This window comes from uncultured Microbulbifer sp., from assembly GCF_947498635.1.
In the GTDB taxonomy this organism is placed as follows: domain Bacteria; phylum Pseudomonadota; class Gammaproteobacteria; order Pseudomonadales; family Cellvibrionaceae; genus Microbulbifer; species Microbulbifer echini.
Genome location: NZ_CANMKV010000041.1, coordinates 1 through 16,750, shown reverse-complemented (window position 1 = coordinate 16,750; position 16,750 = coordinate 1). Strand labels below are relative to the sequence as shown.

General features: G+C 54.2%; 15 protein-coding genes. 9 read left to right on the top strand and 6 right to left on the bottom strand.

Features of this window, described 5'->3' with window-relative positions:
- The first annotated feature begins 63 nt into the window (after positions 1–63).
- From Q1A69_RS16795 to Q1A69_RS16785, 3 genes are all read left to right on the top strand, one after another.
- Entirely contained in the window at positions 64–681 is a 618-nt protein-coding gene (locus Q1A69_RS16795) for a trimeric intracellular cation channel family protein (RefSeq protein ID WP_299587954.1), read from the top strand.
- A gap of 73 nt (positions 682–754) precedes the next feature.
- A complete protein-coding gene (locus Q1A69_RS16790) occupies positions 755–2,398 on the top strand; it encodes an alpha/beta hydrolase (protein WP_299587951.1) in 1,644 nt (547 codons plus the stop codon).
- 35 nt (positions 2,399–2,433) lie between these two features.
- On the top strand, positions 2,434–3,273 hold the full coding sequence (locus Q1A69_RS16785; protein WP_299587948.1) for a sulfurtransferase: 840 nt from the start codon (positions 2,434–2,436) through the stop codon (positions 3,271–3,273).
- Between the two features lie 161 nt (positions 3,274–3,434).
- Here Q1A69_RS16785 and msrA read toward each other — a convergent pair whose 3' ends face one another.
- Positions 3,435–4,058, bottom strand: coding sequence for a peptide-methionine (S)-S-oxide reductase MsrA (gene msrA, locus Q1A69_RS16780; RefSeq protein WP_299587946.1), 624 nt, complete (start codon positions 4,056–4,058; stop codon positions 3,435–3,437).
- Positions 4,059–4,231: 173 nt separating this feature from the next.
- Here msrA and Q1A69_RS16775 point away from each other — a divergent pair, with 173 nt between their 5' ends.
- Positions 4,232–4,780: a molecular chaperone DnaJ gene (locus tag Q1A69_RS16775; protein ID WP_299587943.1), complete on the top strand. Its 549-nt coding sequence runs from the start codon at positions 4,232–4,234 to the stop codon at positions 4,778–4,780.
- A 43-nt stretch (positions 4,781–4,823) separates the two neighbouring features.
- On the opposite strand, the gene Q1A69_RS16770 is transcribed toward Q1A69_RS16775, so the two are convergent.
- Genes Q1A69_RS16770 through Q1A69_RS16760 form a run of 3 tightly spaced genes read right to left on the bottom strand, consistent with a single transcriptional unit; the run spans position 4,824 to position 6,622 of the window.
- Positions 4,824–5,621: a methyltransferase gene (locus tag Q1A69_RS16770; RefSeq protein WP_299587941.1), complete on the bottom strand. Its 798-nt coding sequence runs from the start codon at positions 5,619–5,621 to the stop codon at positions 4,824–4,826.
- Positions 5,614–5,904: a hypothetical protein gene (locus Q1A69_RS16765; protein WP_299587939.1), complete on the bottom strand. Its 291-nt coding sequence runs from the start codon at positions 5,902–5,904 to the stop codon at positions 5,614–5,616. Before Q1A69_RS16765 ends, Q1A69_RS16770 begins: the two co-directional genes overlap by 8 nt.
- Positions 5,891–6,622: a DUF599 domain-containing protein gene (locus tag Q1A69_RS16760; protein WP_299587937.1), complete on the bottom strand. Its 732-nt coding sequence runs from the start codon at positions 6,620–6,622 to the stop codon at positions 5,891–5,893. Before Q1A69_RS16760 ends, Q1A69_RS16765 begins: the two co-directional genes overlap by 14 nt.
- Positions 6,623–6,797: 175 nt before the next feature.
- On the opposite strand from Q1A69_RS16760, the gene Q1A69_RS16755 reads away from it, so the two are divergent.
- The 5 genes from Q1A69_RS16755 (at position 6,798) to Q1A69_RS16735 (ending at position 13,951) form a co-directional block, all read left to right on the top strand.
- Positions 6,798–9,707, top strand: coding sequence for an insulinase family protein (locus Q1A69_RS16755; protein WP_299587934.1), 2,910 nt, complete (start codon positions 6,798–6,800; stop codon positions 9,705–9,707).
- Positions 9,708–9,836: 129 nt separating this feature from the next.
- Positions 9,837–10,580 carry a carboxy-S-adenosyl-L-methionine synthase CmoA gene (gene cmoA, locus Q1A69_RS16750; RefSeq protein ID WP_299587931.1) on the top strand — a complete coding sequence of 248 codons (744 nt, stop codon included), beginning with the start codon at positions 9,837–9,839 and terminating at the stop codon, positions 10,578–10,580.
- A 7-nt stretch (positions 10,581–10,587) separates the two neighbouring features.
- Positions 10,588–11,565 (top strand): tRNA 5-methoxyuridine(34)/uridine 5-oxyacetic acid(34) synthase CmoB, encoded by a 978-nt coding sequence (cmoB, locus tag Q1A69_RS16745; protein WP_299587928.1) that lies wholly within the window; start codon positions 10,588–10,590, stop codon positions 11,563–11,565.
- Between the two features lie 188 nt (positions 11,566–11,753).
- Entirely contained in the window at positions 11,754–13,139 is a 1,386-nt protein-coding gene (locus Q1A69_RS16740) for an L-serine ammonia-lyase (protein ID WP_299587925.1), read from the top strand.
- A 332-nt stretch (positions 13,140–13,471) separates the two neighbouring features.
- Complete coding sequence (locus Q1A69_RS16735) at positions 13,472–13,951, top strand: low molecular weight protein-tyrosine-phosphatase (protein WP_299587922.1); 480 nt, start codon at positions 13,472–13,474, stop codon at positions 13,949–13,951.
- Between the two features lie 58 nt (positions 13,952–14,009).
- Here Q1A69_RS16735 and Q1A69_RS16730 read toward each other — a convergent pair whose 3' ends face one another.
- Both Q1A69_RS16730 and Q1A69_RS16725 read right to left on the bottom strand, forming a co-directional pair.
- Positions 14,010–14,948 carry a DUF5996 family protein gene (locus Q1A69_RS16730; protein ID WP_299587918.1) on the bottom strand — a complete coding sequence of 313 codons (939 nt, stop codon included), beginning with the start codon at positions 14,946–14,948 and terminating at the stop codon, positions 14,010–14,012.
- A gap of 123 nt (positions 14,949–15,071) precedes the next feature.
- Positions 15,072–16,016 carry an antibiotic biosynthesis monooxygenase gene (locus Q1A69_RS16725; protein ID WP_299587915.1) on the bottom strand — a complete coding sequence of 315 codons (945 nt, stop codon included), beginning with the start codon at positions 16,014–16,016 and terminating at the stop codon, positions 15,072–15,074.
- Between the last annotated feature and the right edge of the window lie 734 nt (positions 16,017–16,750).

The following is a 16,750-nucleotide window of genomic DNA, read 5'->3' as shown; positions in this document are numbered from 1 at the left end:
TCCCCTTGCCAAATCAGTAATGCTATTCTCCCCGCTTTTCCAACCTGTGGATGTTAAGACGATATGGATGAGCTGCTGCACTGGTTCGACCTGATCGGCATAGCGGTTTTTGCCTTCAGTGGTGTACTGGCCGCGGGGCACAAGCAAATGGATCTATTCGGCGCCGTGGTACTCGCCTGTGCCACCTCCACTGGAGGGGGGACCATTCGGGACATCATCCTCAACATCCCTGTATTCTGGCTGCAAGACACCTACTATTTGTGGATCGCGGTAATCACCGGTGTGGTCAGTTTTTACCTGATACGCTATTTACAGGTACCTATGCGCCTGTTGATGGTGGCAGATGCCATCGGTCTCGCGGTTTTTGTGGTAATCGGTACACAAAAAGGGCTGGAATTGGGTTTTTCTCCCACTATCGCCATCGTTATGGGCATGATGACCGGCACCTTCGGTGGAGTAATACGCGATGTGCTATCTGGCGATATTCCCCTACTACTGCGGCGCGAGATCTACGCCACCGCAGCCCTCAGCGGGGCCGCCGTTTTGGTTGCTTTGGATGCCAGTGGCAAGTTGCCGGGAGATTTAGTCATCGCCATAGCCGTATTGGTCACCCTATCGATCCGTCTGGCCGCTCTGCGATGGAACCTCTCCGCACCCATCGCTCGATTCGGTAATCATTGATCGGGTCCAGGCCCAACTCAAAAACACCTGAACCTTTTTCTGCTTACAGGTTCTGCTCATAGGAATTCTTTTAGTGCGAAATTTCCGCCCACTGACCGCCTCAATCATTTTTCTCAGCCTGCTGATCGGCGCCTGTGAACGGTCTGAGCCGGAGGCAGGCTCACCAGAGACAAAAGCGCCAAAAAGCCACACCCGCCTGGTTTCCAGGTCCTGCTGGTTTAAAACCGACGACAGCTGGCCCGCCACCCAGTGTTTTATGATGGAAGTGCCGGAGGATTACGCTCACCCCACCCGGCGGAAAATTCGCTTCCCAGTTATTCGCTTTCGCGCCAACAACCCAGCCCCGAACAAGACGCCTCTGTTGCACCTCGGAGCCGGCGGGCCCGGAGCCAGCATGGGCCTCGAACCAGAAAATGCCAGCGACTGGCTGTGGCTAAATTACGCGGCTATGACTGTTGAGGATGGCCGCGATCTGATCGTGATAGACCCCCGCGGCACAGGCATGGCGCGACCGCGTCTCACCTGCAGCGAATTTATTGACGACGCGCAAACCGCCTTTCAGCGCAAACTCTCCCCAGAAGAGGAATCCAGGGTATTCGCTTTCAGTATGGAGCGCTGCTACAGCCGCCTGAGCAAGGACGCGGATATGGCCCAGTACAATAGCTCGGTCATCGCCCGCGATGTGGATGAACTGCGCAAACGGTTGAAGATCGACAAACTCGACCTCTACGGCGTTTCCTACTCCTCCCGCTACGCCCTCACCTATGCGCGGGATTACCCCGACTCGGTGCGTGCCCTGGTGCTCAACAGCGCCGTATTCCCGAATATTGCCTACACCCAGCAGCTGGCCCAGGACTCTTTAGCGGCCTATGAGCGCGGCCTGAAACATTGCATCGAGGACAAAAAGTGCAACAGCCGCTACCCGGATTTGCGTCGCCGCCTGGAAAACCTAGTGCAGACCCTCGATGAAAAACCGCGCACTGTTTCCATCAAGCACCGCTATTCAAACCAGCCCTATCCCTTTGTCCTCACCGGCCAGCGCCTGCTGCGCGTGCTATTCCAGGCACTGTATAACGAGAACTTTTACAGTGAGCTGCCGAAATTAATCGAGGGGCTGGAAAATACTGGCGATGAAGGCCTGGAACCCGCACAGAAGTCCATCGGCCACTTTATGGAAATAGTGCTCGACCCCTACTTTGGCGACGCCGCCGGCGTCAGCCATTTCTGCTATGAGGAGGCCCCTTTTGTCGACTTCGACCAGGCCCGCGCAAGTGCTGCAAGCACCGGTATCCTCGGTGGCGCTGTGCGCTCAGATCTCAACTTATTGCAGCTACAGTGTCGCATCTGGGCAATTCCCGCCGCGCCACTGCTGGAATCCCAGCCAATTGCCACTCCGGCCCCGGTGATGGTGCTCCACGGCGGGCTCGACCCGGTCCTGTCCGCAGACGATGTGGATTCCGCCCGCAAAGCACTACCCAATCATCAGTGGCTGCTATTTCCGCAATTGGCCCACGATATTATTTCCGCCAGCAGCTGCGCAGAAAAAGCGGCCGCGCGTTTTCTCGACAACCCTAAAAGCGACCAGACAGAACCCACTAAACTTTGTCGCCAGCAGGAGCTGGCCGATCAGGTGAAGGAAGAGCAAGAGACGCCGCCCCAAAGTGACGATACGCAGGCCCCTTCCGTGGGGATACCAGCCGCAGAAAGTAGTCCCTAGAACATCGCCGGCAATGGAACAGCAAAGGGATAAAAATGGAGAGAAATCACAGTAGCGCGCTTATTGAAGCGGAAGACCTGCAAGCACTGATCACAGCCAAGGCCCCGGTAATCCTGGATTGCCGCTACGACCTTGCCGATAAAGAGAGCGGTGCCCAGGCCTATGCCACCGGACATATTCCCGGCGCCCACTACGCGAGCTTGCACCGGGACCTATCCGCCCCAACACAGCAGTTTGGCGGGCGCCACCCTATGCCGCCCAGCGCTCAGTTCCAACAATATGCCCGCAAGCTCGGGATCCATCGCGACACCCCGGTGATTGTCTACGACGACAATCGCCTGGGTTTTGCCGCACGCGCTTGGTTTCTGTTTTTTTTCTTTGGCCACCCCCAAGTGCAGGTTCTAAATGGCGGACTGCAAGCTTGGCTCGAGGCCGGCTTGCCACTGGACACCACTGCGCCAGCACCGACGGAAAAAGGTGATTTCACGGCCAAGCCGAAGGACAATCTCCTAGTCCACTACGAAACACTCAAAACCTCACTGGGCACTGCGCCCTGGCAATTGGTGGACGCCCGCGATGAAGATCGCTTTGCGGGCAAACGCGAACCTATAGATCCTATTGCCGGACATATTCCCAGTGCCATCAATCAGCCCTGGCGGCAAATAACCGACGAGAGGGGTAAAGTGAAATCGCCGGCCACGCTCGGCGCGTTATGGAACACCCTCGCCGGTGAGCGCCCCATTCTGAATTACTGTGGCTCCGGCGTAACCGCTTGCGTGAATTTCTTTGCCCAGTATCTGGCTGGCCGCCAGGATTCCAAGCTTTACCCCGGTAGCTGGAGCGATTGGTGTGCTCACCAGCGGAGTGGAAAGTGAACCAGACATTTAAGATTCGCACGGCTTGATCCACACCGTTCGATCGCCACCGATGGAATCGAAAGGGACTTCAGAAAGGATTTTGACAGGTAAAATTCTGAGGGTGAGGAAGGCGGAATCCATTCACCGCCCTCCTAGCGCCGCTCAGGTAGGCATCATTATTATTTATGTATGGGGTTGCGCAGGATCGGGCAAACAGCCTCTTTATTTTTTGCCATGTACTGTTGGTGGTATTCCTCGGCGTAATAGAATGGTTGATCCATGCTGATTTCCGTGGTGATCTTACCCTGCTGTTTATCATCCAGAGCCGCCTGTATAGCCTCCTTGCTGGCCTCCGCCTCTTTCAGCTGCCCTTCATGGGTGCAGAAAATACAGGAGCGATATTGGGAACCAACATCATTGCCCTGGCGCATACCCTGGGTAGGATCGTGCATATCCCAAAATGTCTTCAATAGCTCCACATAGCTTACCCGCTTGGGGTCAAAGACCACCTTAACCACTTCGGCGTGCCCAGTGCGGCCGCTACACACCTCATCGTAATTTGGATTTTCCGTAGCGCCATCGGTGTAGCCCACCGCCGTAGCGTAAACACCATCGACCTCCCAAAACAGTCGCTCCGCCCCCCAGAAGCATCCCATGCCAAATATCGCGGTCTCCATGCCCTCGGGGAATGGTTCCTGAATAGGGTTCCCATTGACATAATGAACGCCAGTAATTTCCATCGGCTGTGGTCGGCCGGGCAAAATCTGATCCGCATCCGGAATCTGAAATTTGTCGTATTGCATACTGTTATCTCAAGTGCTGAATTTTTCTTCAATCAGGATAGCCACAAGCCGCGAATACGCCCAGAGTAGAGGGGGCCCGATTCGGCTTATGGTAACCCGACGATCCAACGGGTCGGAGAGATATTTAAGCCCCAGACCCAATCTTGGCAAGTGTAAAACTTAAGGAGCCGCCATTGGCACGTTTAATTCTTCTGCTGCTTATCGTAATCGCCGCCTGGTACGTCTGGCAAAAAATCAAATCGAGTTCAGCGGGAAACAAGCGCAAGCAAATTTTCTTTATTACCATAATGATCGCTGCGGTGGTCGTAGTACTCCTGGCAGTCAGCGGGCGACTGCACTGGGTTGGCGCTGCGGTGCTGCTGATCCTGCCGGTACTGGGCCGCCTACTGAACCAACTGACACGCCTGATGCCCTGGTTAGCGCCATTTTTTGAACGGCATGCACGCAATCGGCAATATCAGGACCAGCAGCAACAAGAGGAGCCCCACCGGGAGCAGGAACAACCCGAGTCAGAACAAAAGACCACCCAAGCCGACCAGGGTCCGCCCCTGAGTGAATACGAGGCGCGGCGGATCTTGGGAGTCAGCCCTGGCGCCGGACGCGACGAAATTGTCGGTGCTCATCGCAAACTGATTCAGAAGCTGCACCCAGATCGTGGCGGCAACGATTATCTGGCTTCGCGAGTAAACGCCGCCAAAGAGCTGCTGCTGCGCACCTTGTGATCAACGCTCTCCTTGATCACGGCATGCCTATCTCGACTCCGTTTTATTCGGGCACCCGGCAGAGAAGATGGACATAACGCGCCAGCTGGCGATAGGGGTCCTCTTGTGAGTACTCCAACTCTTTTTGCACGATTGCCGCAGCCGGCAACTTCTCGCGAATACTCGGCGTCATAAAATCATGAAAACAGCGAATGCCGCTGTGACAGGTCACTTCAAATCCGGCCTGCTGCAGCCATTCGTTCACCCACTCCAACAGCAGTGGATTTTGCGGGGTAAGACTGCCCGAGTGGCCGCCCCAATAATTCTCACCGATATTGCGTTCCAACTGTCGAAAGCTGCCGCGCTGCAACAGTCGAAACTCCAGCGCGCGCCGATTGTAGAAGGTCAGCGACAAGTGGCCACCCGGCTTAAGCAGACTGCGCAGCTGCTGCAGGGCCTGCTGCGGTTCCTCCAGCCACTCCAATACTGCATGACAAATCACCAGGTCTGTATCCCGCAGCGCCTCCATCTGCGCCAACCCCTGCAGGGGCTCGTGTAAAAGCGTGATTTGCTTGTGCAGATGCCGCGCCTCAATTTCCGCTGCGGCGTGTTCCAACATCTGTGCCGATATATCGGCCAGGTACACCCGGTGCCCCGCGGCCGCCAGATCCATGGCAAAGTGTCCCTGGCCACCACCGGCGTCCACAACCTTTAGTGTGCGCGAGGCCTGACTGACGATCGTAGCGAGATCCCGGTTCAAGACGGCCAGGCGTATGTCCCCCTTGAGACCGCCGTAAATACGATTGCGAAAGCGGTGTGCCAAATCATCAAAATTTCTATCGCGGTACCGTGTATCACTCATGGGCGCTTCTACCTACAGCCACTTCGTCACAGCGGCACCAATTTTCTTCAATTGTTTCTCGCAACGCCAACGGCCTATCCATTACCGGAGCCCTGCCCTCGCCATCCACTAGGGGGGCAAATTCACGATTGTCATACCACTGATTGCGCCAAAGAAAGTGGCGGCCCAATTCCGCCACTTCTCCCGAAAATGCCATGGTCAGATTTTTTGCGGGATGTAGGTTTTCCCATCCCCGTACTCCGGCAAGCTCATTAAAGAGCGCCAGAATTTCACGGTTTTTCACTAAACTTCTTCCTCTGCTGGCGTTCCAAACCGCCCTCTCGCGCCGCCAAAATGGAGTTGAGCGCGCGCGACATAAACTCACGCCGATACAGCACACAAACCACGAAGACGTAACCGACAATAAACAGCAACGGGTGAATAAACCAACCCAATACCGACATGGAAAAGTAGTAGGAGCGCAGGCCGTAGTTATAACTGTGCCCGGCGTGATCGATCACTTTGGCGGTACTGATGGCGAAACGACGGCGCTCGGTCTCCGAGAGCTCGCCCGCTTCGGGTGGCGGCGCGGCCCCAATCAACACATTGGCAAAGGAGTACTGACGCAGCGACCAGGTGAAATTGAAAAAGGCGAAAATATAAATCAGGATCAGCAACATCACTTTGAGCTCAAACTGCTCAACCGTGGTGGGCTCGGCAAACGGCAAACTGGTCAGCACCTCGATGGCAGCCTTGTTCGCCGTCAGGGCTGTCACCAGGCCAGCCAGGATAAGGATACTGGTAGAGGCAAAAAAACCGATCACCCGCTCCAGGTTACTCAGAATCGCCGTATCCGCCATGCGCATATCGCGATCGAGCATGCGCAGCATCCACTCCACCCGATACCATTGCAGAGAAGAAGTAAGGCACCAGGTTTCCTTAGCTTTTTTTCGCGCAAATACGGTGTAACCCACCCATGTAATAAAAAAGCCAGTGACGCTGGCGATATCCAACCAGGACAACCTCTATCTCCCTGTTCGTCTACATTTATGCCGGGGCTTCGGCAGGTGAAGTCTTCGCCTTGCTGACATCCTTGTCAACACTGTCTTTCCGGTGTGCGCAAGCGGTAGAATAGCGCCCTTTCGCCGGCTGCACTGTCTGGCCAGAAAATTACCTATAACTCCCGGGAGCTGTCTTTTGAACAACTCACATCCAGCGTTTGAGCTGGTTACCAGCGCAGAAATCGATTCCCTCGGCGTGCGCGTCGAGGAATACCGCCACACCACCACCGGTGCTCAACACCTGCACATTGCCGCCGACAATCCGGAAAATGTTTTCCTGGTGGCACTGCGCACTGTGCCCCACGATTCCACCGGCGTGGCACATATTCTCGAGCACACCGCGCTGTGCGGCAGTGATAAATATCCGGTGCGCGACCCTTTCTTCATGATGATTCGGCGCTCACTCAACACCTTTATGAACGCCTTCACCAGTTCAGACTGGACCGCTTACCCTTTCGCCAGCCAGAACCGCAAGGACTTTAACAACCTTCTTGATGTGTATCTGGACGCGGTATTTTTCGCAACTCTAGACCCACTGGATTTTGCCCAGGAAGGGCACCGCCTGGAATTTTCTGAAACGGAAAACGCCGACAGCGAACTGGTTTACAAGGGCGTGGTATTTAACGAGATGAAGGGCGCGATGAGCTCGGTCAGCTCACAGTTATGGCACACCCTGAGTAAATACCTCTTCCCCACCACGACCTACCACTACAATTCAGGTGGCGAGCCCGCGGATATTCCCAAGCTTAGCTATGAAGAGTTGGTGGCTTTCTACCGCAGCCACTATCACCCGAGCAACGCCATCTTTATGACCTTCGGCGATATCCCCGCTGCCGAGCACCAAGCCGCTTTTGAAGAAAAAGCGCTGCATAAATTTGAGAAGCTGAACAAGACGATCGAAGTCGGCCGCGAAGACCGCTACCAGTCCCCGCTTAAAGTGGAAGAGCACTACCCCCTGAGCGGCGAAGCCCTGGAAGCCAAAGCCCACATTGTATTGAGCTGGCTACTGGGTGATGTCACCGATCTCGAAGAGGCCCTCACCGCGCACCTGCTCGCCGGTGTACTGCTGGATAACAGTGCCTCCCCATTGATGAAGCTTCTGGAAACCACCGACCTGGGCACCTCCCCTTCTCCTCTGGTGGGGCTGGACGATTCACAGCGCGAACTGGTATTTGTCTGTGGTATCGAAGGCAGTGAGCGCGAACGCGCCGACGAACTGGAAAAACAGGTCCTCGCCGTACTGGAAGACGTTGCCGAAAAAGGCATCCCCTACGAACAGGTAGCGGCCAGCCTACATCAATTAGAGCTACAACAGCGTGAGATCGGCGGCGATGGTTTCCCCTACGGCCTACAGTTGATTCTCACCGCGCTTACTGGTGCTACCCACCGCGGCGATGCGGTTGGCCTGTTGAATATTGATGCCACCCTCGAGAAACTCCGCGAGCAGATCAAGGACCCGATGTTTATCGCCGACAAAGCGCGCGAACTGCTGCTGGAAAACCAGCACCGGGTGCGCCTGGTAATGAGCCCGGACGACAAACTGGCAGGTCGCCGTGAGCAAGCGGAAAAAGACCAGTTGGCACAAATCAAGGAACGCCTTAGCGAGCGGGAACAAGCGCAGATTATTGAAACCGCCAAAGCCCTGGCAGACCGTCAGAACCGCGAAGACGACGCCTCCATCCTGCCCAAAGTGGGCGTGGAAGATATCCCTGCGGAAATGCCCGACGCCAAGGGGGAGGCGATCACTCTCGGTGAACAAAAACTTACCCGCTACAGCGCCGGTACCAATGGCCTGGTTTACCAGCAAATGGTCTGCGCCCTACCGGAGTTCACCGAAGAGGAAAAGGCCCTGGTGCCCTATTACTGCCAGGTGCTCAGTGAGGTTGGTCTCGCAGATAAAGATTACCTGGACGTGCAGCAGTGGCAGACCCGTGTCGCCGGTGCCTTGCACGGCTTTACCAGCAGCCGTACAGCCATCAATGATCTGGACCACCTGTCCGGCCACTTTATCCTGTCGGGGAAAGCGCTTTCGCGTAACCAGGGCGAGCTTACCGAGCTGATGCAGGCCACCATGGCGCAAGTGCGTTTCGACGAACACGCACGTATCAAAGAGCTGCTGCAGCAGACCCTGGCCCGCCGCGAGCAGGGGGTTGTCGGCAACGGCCATGCCCTGGCGATGGCGGCGGCAAGTGCCGGCTATAACCGCGCGGCCTGGGAGAGCCACGCCAGCGGCGGCCTACTCGGCCTGCGCAACCTGAGAGCACTGGTCTTGGGTCTGGATGAAAAAGACGGCCTGCAAAAACTCTCCGCACACTTCCAAGCTATCCACCAGAAAATCCTCGCTGCCCCGCGCCAGTTCCTACTGATTGGCGAAGAGGACAAACTGGGCGATTTCAGCCAGGCCCTGTCGCCACTGATTTCCACCCCCAGTGCTGCCGCAGCCAACCCGAACGCGCCCTTTGAGCGCAAACAGGTTCAGGAGCTCTGGGTAGCCAACAGCCAGGTCAACTTCTGCTCCAAGGCCTACGCCACGGTACCCATGTCCCATCCGGATGCCGCGCCCCTCTCCGTATTGAGTGGCTTCCTGCGCAACGGCTTCCTGCATCGCACCATCCGCGAGCAAGGCGGCGCCTACGGCGGAGGTGCCGGGCACGACAGTAATATCGGGGTATTCCGCTTCTACTCCTACCGTGACCCACGCATGGGCGAAACCCTGGCAGACTTCGATGCCTCTGTGCAGTGGCTGGCCGATGGCAATCACAAAGAGGAGCAGGTGGAAGAAGCCATTCTCGGCGTGGTTGGTGGCTTGGATAAACCCGGCTCCCCCGCCGGTGAGGCCAAAAAGAATTTCCACTCCAGTCTGTACGGGCGCAGCCACGCCGTGCGCCAGCAGTTCCGCAAGCAAGTGACCGAAGTGACTTTGCAGGATCTGCAACGCGTTGGCACCACTTACCTGGCGCCGAGTAAGGCCAGTACGGCCATCGTCACCGGCCCCCAGGGCAGTGACGCAGCCGCAAAACTCAATCTACAGGAAGAAAAGTTGTAATTGAGCCCAGCACCCCTCCAGTTGGATTTCCAGCCGGAGGGGTGCCCCGTTTTACCGGCATTCCACCCAAGGGCACTCGCCAGGGTGGGTTGCACCGGTTAAATGCCGTTATCCTCTAGCGAAGTTCCGATGAGCAAACAAGACAATATTTACGCGAACCCACTGGGCCAGGTAGCCGGTTTTGAATTCGACCGCCACGTGGTGCAAGTTTTCCCGGACATGATCAAGCGCTCGGTACCCGGCTATACCACCATCGTGGCTATGATCGGCACCCTGGCAGAGCGTTACGCCCAAGCGGGCAGCCGCTGCTATGACCTGGGCAGCTCCCTGTGCGCAGCCACACTCGCCATGCGCCACCGTATCCCTGCAGCGGATTGTGAAATCTTCGCCGTGGATAATTCCCAGGCGATGATCGACCAAGCGCGCACAGTTCTCGCCGCCGACAGTGGCGAAGTCCCGGTTCAGCTCATTTGTGACAACCTACAAAACGTAGCGATCGAAAATGCCTCTGTCGTGGTGCTGAACTTTACCCTGCAGTTTATTCCCGTTGAGGAGCGTGAAGAAATCTTGCGCAAGATCCACCAGGGCCTTCGCCCCGGCGGTATTTTGATCATTTCTGAAAAGGTGGATTTCGCCGATAGGGCCCACAATGAACTAATGATTGAGCTGCATCACTCCTTCAAAGCCGCCAATGGCTACAGCGCCTTGGAAATTGCACAAAAGCGCTCTGCCTTGGAAAACGTGCTGATCCCTGAAACTCTCGACACCCATCGCTCGCGCCTGAAAGGTGTTGGTTTTACAAGTGTGGATGTCTGGTTCCAGTGTTTTAACTTTGCCTCCCTGATCGCGATCAAGGGCAGCCCCGACAAGTAAGTACCCCGTGATTGACTACACCCAACTCTACCAAGGCCTGCAACACATCCCGGAGCTACGCAGCTGGCTGGCTCAACTGCCTCAGCAGGTGGCCGAGAACCTGAGCCCACACCGCTGGGGCGACCTACCCGACTGGCGTGCGGCGGTTGAAGCCTTACCGGATATTACGCCCTCCGCAATTGAGCTCGCCAATAGCGTGCGTATCGGCAACCCCAGTGATGCAACAGCCGAACAGCTGCTGCAACTGGAGCAGGAACTGAGAAAACTGCACCCCTGGCGCAAAGGCCCCTGGGAAATTTTCGGCCTGCCCATCGATACTGAATGGCGCTCAGACTGGAAATGGGATCGGGTGCTACCGCACTTGGCCCCCCTGCAAAACAGGCTGGTACTGGACGTGGGGTGTGGCAACGGTTATCACTGCTGGCGCTCGCTTGGCGCCGGCGCGCGGCGGGTGATCGGCATAGACCCTTCAGCAAAATTTGTTGCGCAGTTTTACGCGTTGAAAAAATACCTCGGTGAAGACCAACCGGTGGACCTGTTACCACTCGGTATTGAGGCCCTGCCGCCCAACCTGCGCGCCTTCGACACCACCTTTTCTATGGGCGTGCTCTACCACCGCCGCTCCCCGATGGATCACCTGCGCGAACTGCGCGACACTCTGCGGCCCGGCGGCCAGCTGGTACTGGAAACCCTGGTGATCGATGGTGAGGTGGGGGATTGTCTGGTACCCGAGGGACGCTACGCAAAAATGCGCAATGTGTGGTTCTTCCCCAGCTGTGCCACCCTGGAGAGCTGGTTGCGTAAATGCAGTTTCCGCAACCCCAGGACGGTAGACTTGAACACCACCACCTTGGAGGAGCAGCGCCGCACCGACTGGATGCATTTTGAATCCCTGGCAGATTTCCTCGATCCGCAATCGCCAGACAAAACGGTGGAAGGTCACCCCGCGCCCAAACGCGCCGTTTTGGTCGCGGAAGCGCCGTAGCTTGTATCACTGCCAGAGCCTGAGAACTCATAAATTCCGCAAAAGCCATTACAAATAGAATTTTGTACGGAATAGCTACTGCCATCTTGATTGTTGCGTCTTGTGAGGCAAAGTGCGCCCCCAAATGGTGCAACTATATCCTTTAGGGAGGGCCGCAGTTACGTGCGGGCCCAGCGCAGAGAAATTTTATGAGTATTAGCGTATTTGAGCTGTTCAAAATTGGTGTTGGCCCCTCGAGCTCCCACACAGTGGGTCCTATGGTTGCCGCCCGCCAGTTTGTACAGGATCTGCGCTCGCGCGGCCAGCTCGCCAAAACCGACCGCGTCCAGGTACACCTCTACGGTTCACTGGCCCTCACAGGCGTCGGCCACGGTACTGATATGGCTGTACTTATGGGACTTCAGGGCCTATCCCCCGATACGATCGACGTCGATAGCATCGAGGAAAGAATGGAGGCCATCCACCGGGAGCAAGCCCTGCCCCTCAATGGGGACCATAAAATTCAGTTTGTGCGCGATGGCGATCTGCTCTTCCACATGGAGGAGTTTCTTCCCCAGCACTCGAATGGCATGACCTGCCAAGCATATTCCGGCGAAGAGCTGCTTTTTGAGCGCAGCTACTTCTCTATCGGCGGCGGTTTTGTTCTCTCGGAGGAAGACTTCGCCCACAAAGAGGAGATCGCCACCCTGCTGCCCTACGACTTCAACAATGCCGAACAATTGATGGATGTCTGCGAACGCCACGGCTGGACCATCGCCAAACTGGCCATGGAAAACGAAAAAGCCTTTCGCAGCGAACAGGAAGTTAAAGACCGCTTATGGAATATCTGGAAAGTCATGGATGCTTCCATCGAGCGGGGCTGCCAACAAAATGGCATTCTGCCTGGCGGTCTGAAGGTTCGCCGCCGCGCAGCTGAGCTCTATCGGGAGCTGAGCAAACAAACTACCGAAGAGCGTAATCGCGGCCTCGCCATTCTCGACTGGGTAAGCCTTTTCGCCCTCGCGGTAAACGAAGAAAATGCCGCGCGCGGACGCATCGTCACCGCCCCCACCAATGGCGCCGCCGGAGTGATCCCCGCCGTCATCGCCTATTACGTAGAGTTTGTACACGATCCGGAAATACACGGTGAACTCAAAGATCAGGTGGTGAAGTTTCTGCTTACCGCCGGCGCTATCGGCATGTTATTCAAGAAAAACGCCTCCATTTCCGCTGCCGAAGTGGGCTGCCAGGGCGAGATTGGTGTCGCCTGCTCTATGGCCTCCGCCGGCCTGGCCGCCGTGGAAGGCGGCAGTAACCAACAGATCGAAAATGCTGCAGAGATCGGTATGGAGCACAATCTGGGACTCACCTGCGACCCCATTGGCGGGCTAGTGCAGGTTCCCTGCATCGAGCGCAACACCATGGGCGCAGTCAAAGCCATCAACGGCGCACGCCTGGCCCTGCGCGGCGACGGCGCCCATATCGTACCGCTGGATAGCGTGATCGAAACCATGCGTCAGACCGGTATCGATATGCAGAGCAAATATAAGGAAACCTCCCTCGGCGGACTCGCGGTGAACGCCGTCAACTGCTGATTTTTCGGCCACAAATTAACGGGCTGGCTGGCGGTGTGCCTGCATCCAAGCTTTAGAGCCGGCCCGAAGATCTCTGCCTAAACGGTACCTTTCGCCGCGCTGGAGCATGTCAATCGCTCCATATCGTCTTCCTCGATGGCAAAAATTGACTGCGCGGCTTTGCTGCAAATATTTCCGCATTCTCCAGCTCCGGCCTATCTATGCCTTACCCAATAGCTATATCTTCTATCAGCCATAGGTAACCAAGTCCCGCTTACCCAACATGACTGGAGCAGCGGTATTCTTTAGAATTTTGATACGACAGATTTCAGCCTAAATAGATCGGAGCGACCGTGACAGCGAATTCAAGCCACTCAGTATTATTTGTGTGCCTCGGCAATATTTGTCGATCCCCTCTGGCCGAGGCCGTTTTTCGCAGTAAAGCTCAGCAAGCGGGTATCTCCGCCTCCGTTGACTCCGCGGGTATTATTAACTACCACGCTGGTAAAAGACCTGATCCAAGAGTATTGGAGGTAGGCCAAAACAATGGCTACTCCTTCGAGAATAGCTATTCACGCCAAGTGGTAACTGCGGACTTCAACAATTTTGATTATATTTTTGCCATGGATACGGATAATCTGGAGGCGTTAATCTCTTTACGACCAAAGGCCTCACCCGCTCAAGTGGGGCTGTTTTTATCACTGGTAGAGCACTGTGATGAATCCGAAGTACCCGATCCCTACTATGGCGGCATAGATGGATTTAAACACACCCTCCAACTGATCGAACAGGCGTCTGAGGCGCTTGTTGAATACCTCAGAGAGCCTAAATAGCGGGGCGAAGATGGTCTATAAAGTGCTTAACCGACTTTGCATTTCATCCCAACCGGGCTTATGAGGGCAAGTGCTGCTCAAGGGCCGATCGATTCCACCCTCCATTTTTCGCCGCTGCCTCGTAGGTCGTTTGTAGAAAAGCGAGAAGAGTATCATCAGGGGAAGGGGAAGCTCGAACGACATCATAGGGCAAGAGAAATTCACCCAGATTTTTTGAGTAATAGGCCTCTGCAGGTGCAACCTTCGCCTGTGCAAATCGCTGAGGTTCTGGATAAGCATAAGAATAGAAACAAGCACCGTCTATCCCTCCACCTCCCGGCCAGAAACCTGCGCTGCTCAGCTCATGGGAATAGGCCTCCCTGGCCACCCAATCGGGGAAGTGAGGGACCCCGCCGGGATGAGGTGGTGCCTGACGACCAGAGAAACGCGTCAGGGCCAAATCAAAACTTCCCCAAAAAAAATGCACAGGACTGCATTTACCAATAAACCGGCTGCGAAATCGCTTGAACACCCTGTCAATCTGTACCAGAGCCCGCCAGAATCGGTTAGCGTATTCGGGATCATAGTCAAAGTGGTCACGATCCTCCTCAAAGCGTATCGCCCCTGTGATCTCCGAAGGCATGGTATTAATTTCAACTGGAATAGCCAACTGCTTGAGCCCATCCATCACTTCTCGGTAGAAATCAGATACCGTTCTCGGCGCCAGGGGAAGCACCCACTCACCGCCATCAGTCACTTGAATTTTCATCAAGTGATGAGAGAAGTCGAAGTGAATAGAAAATGACCGACCATCATAAGGTATTAGAGAGGTTCCCAAACCGCGGACATCAACATACAAGGGAACATGCCAGGAGTGATTAACCCAGGGTGATTGCATTAAGCGTATTTTACCAATCACCTGTGTCCACATATGTAGAGTCGCAATGGTATCTAACCACTCCGCATAGGGTAACTCAGGCCAACCCGCACCCCCAGCCCCCTTCGTTAAATTCCCCACAGAATTTGCTCCACCAACAGAAAACCCAAGTACCTTACACTTTAGTTCACCAGTACCCACTCACTAATAGATCCCTAAAGTTTCAACGGCCAAATCGGTTAAAGCTAACCGCCACTTAATACATCATTTAATAAAAAAGTTGAATAAAAATGCCAATAAAATATAAATTAAAACAACTGGCAGGGCACCCAATAGATTAACTACTAATACTTTCCCTGCTTTATTAGACAGCCAGAAATTGTAAACTCTAGTGATCGCAGGCATAGCCACCCAAGTGAGCACTGAGACAATAATGGCATTTATTAAAAACGTAGAATACGCTATCGGCCAGCTCTTGAGCAACGGATCTACCCACACTGCAGTTACCATAACAGTAGGATACAACATCAGCAGTATCAGCATCGCCATCTTCCACTGTGCTGGCAAACCCGCACTTTCTTTACCTCTGGCATTAGTAAGCCAATCCTCAAAGCCATGATTGATACGCTTAATACTTACAACTTCCAAAAACCCCTTTCCCTTACGCATCCAATACTGACACTCATCAGAGCAGAGCCAATGGTTCAGGTTTTTATTCGAGTCAAACCGAAACACAATGACCCACTCATCCTGCAAACCTGCAATAGGCTTTGTAATATCGAAGCCCAAAAAACCAGGAAAACTTTTCATCACTTCATTAACCTCTTGTTGCCACACCATATATTCAGAAGAAAACTCAGGCTTTACTCGCTTCGACACAACGACTGTCACCGGAATAGTCATTTGATTGGTATCGAGGACAATATACCGTTCAACCTTTATTGCAAAATCAGCTTCAGCTGCAGTAATAAGGCTCTTATACCTCCTATTGTTAAGGAGAATCTTCAGCTGACTGAGCGCCTCAAATTGAAAAGATTGAACCCACTCATTTTGAATACCCAAAATGGGGTCAAATAAATGAAGGCCCTGCAAACCATCACAAGTTCGAGCCACATCTACAACCTCCTGATGCCAAGCCCGGCAATCAACCTCTCTTGCCTGAGGAACCTCCAGTGATAGCACAACGCTTGCATTGGAACTGCCTTCCATTTACAGGTAAAACCCCCAACTAATTAAAAAACAAAGGAACTAAAATATTCCACAGGTAAAAAAGTGCTCACCTTTTTTCAAAAAATGAAAAAATCCCACAAACCGAAAAGCAGAACCAAAGAGCGAGGAACTTAAAGTCACCCAATAAAATCAGAATTAACCAGCGCTACAAGGTAAGCAAAATGAACTTAAACAAATGAAGTTTGTTCAAAATTTTGACACTAAGGATAGCATTCGAACCATAAAACCCAGAACGAACAGCTGAGGTTTTGTCACAAAGGTCTTCTTGCTGCAAGGCTGATGGCTTGCGTGTCACATAGCCCTAAACCTAGAAAGCGTCACGGCACTACATTAGGCGACTAAAATTCAAGATTACGTACAGTTAAGCATGATTAGTTCCTACTTGAACGGCATGCAGGCTCACTAACACTAGGTCACATGGTTATGTGATTGTCGAAGCTATCTTTTTAGTACTCCCTCCCAAACCAAGTCAATCAACATCATCCATTTTTAGATAGACACCCTTGTGCTACAACCCCCCGATTCGAACCACACTATCCCATTCCCCACTCTAACTCTTGTCCTCAAAAAGCAGGGGATATTCAGTAACCTTAGGATTGCAAACCTATTTTCATTCGAATGAGCCAGAAGAGGGGTATCCTAGATTGCCAACATAAGTGACACACGTTTACCCACCAAAAATTCCAGTGGGCTCAAGTAATTTAACACCTTCC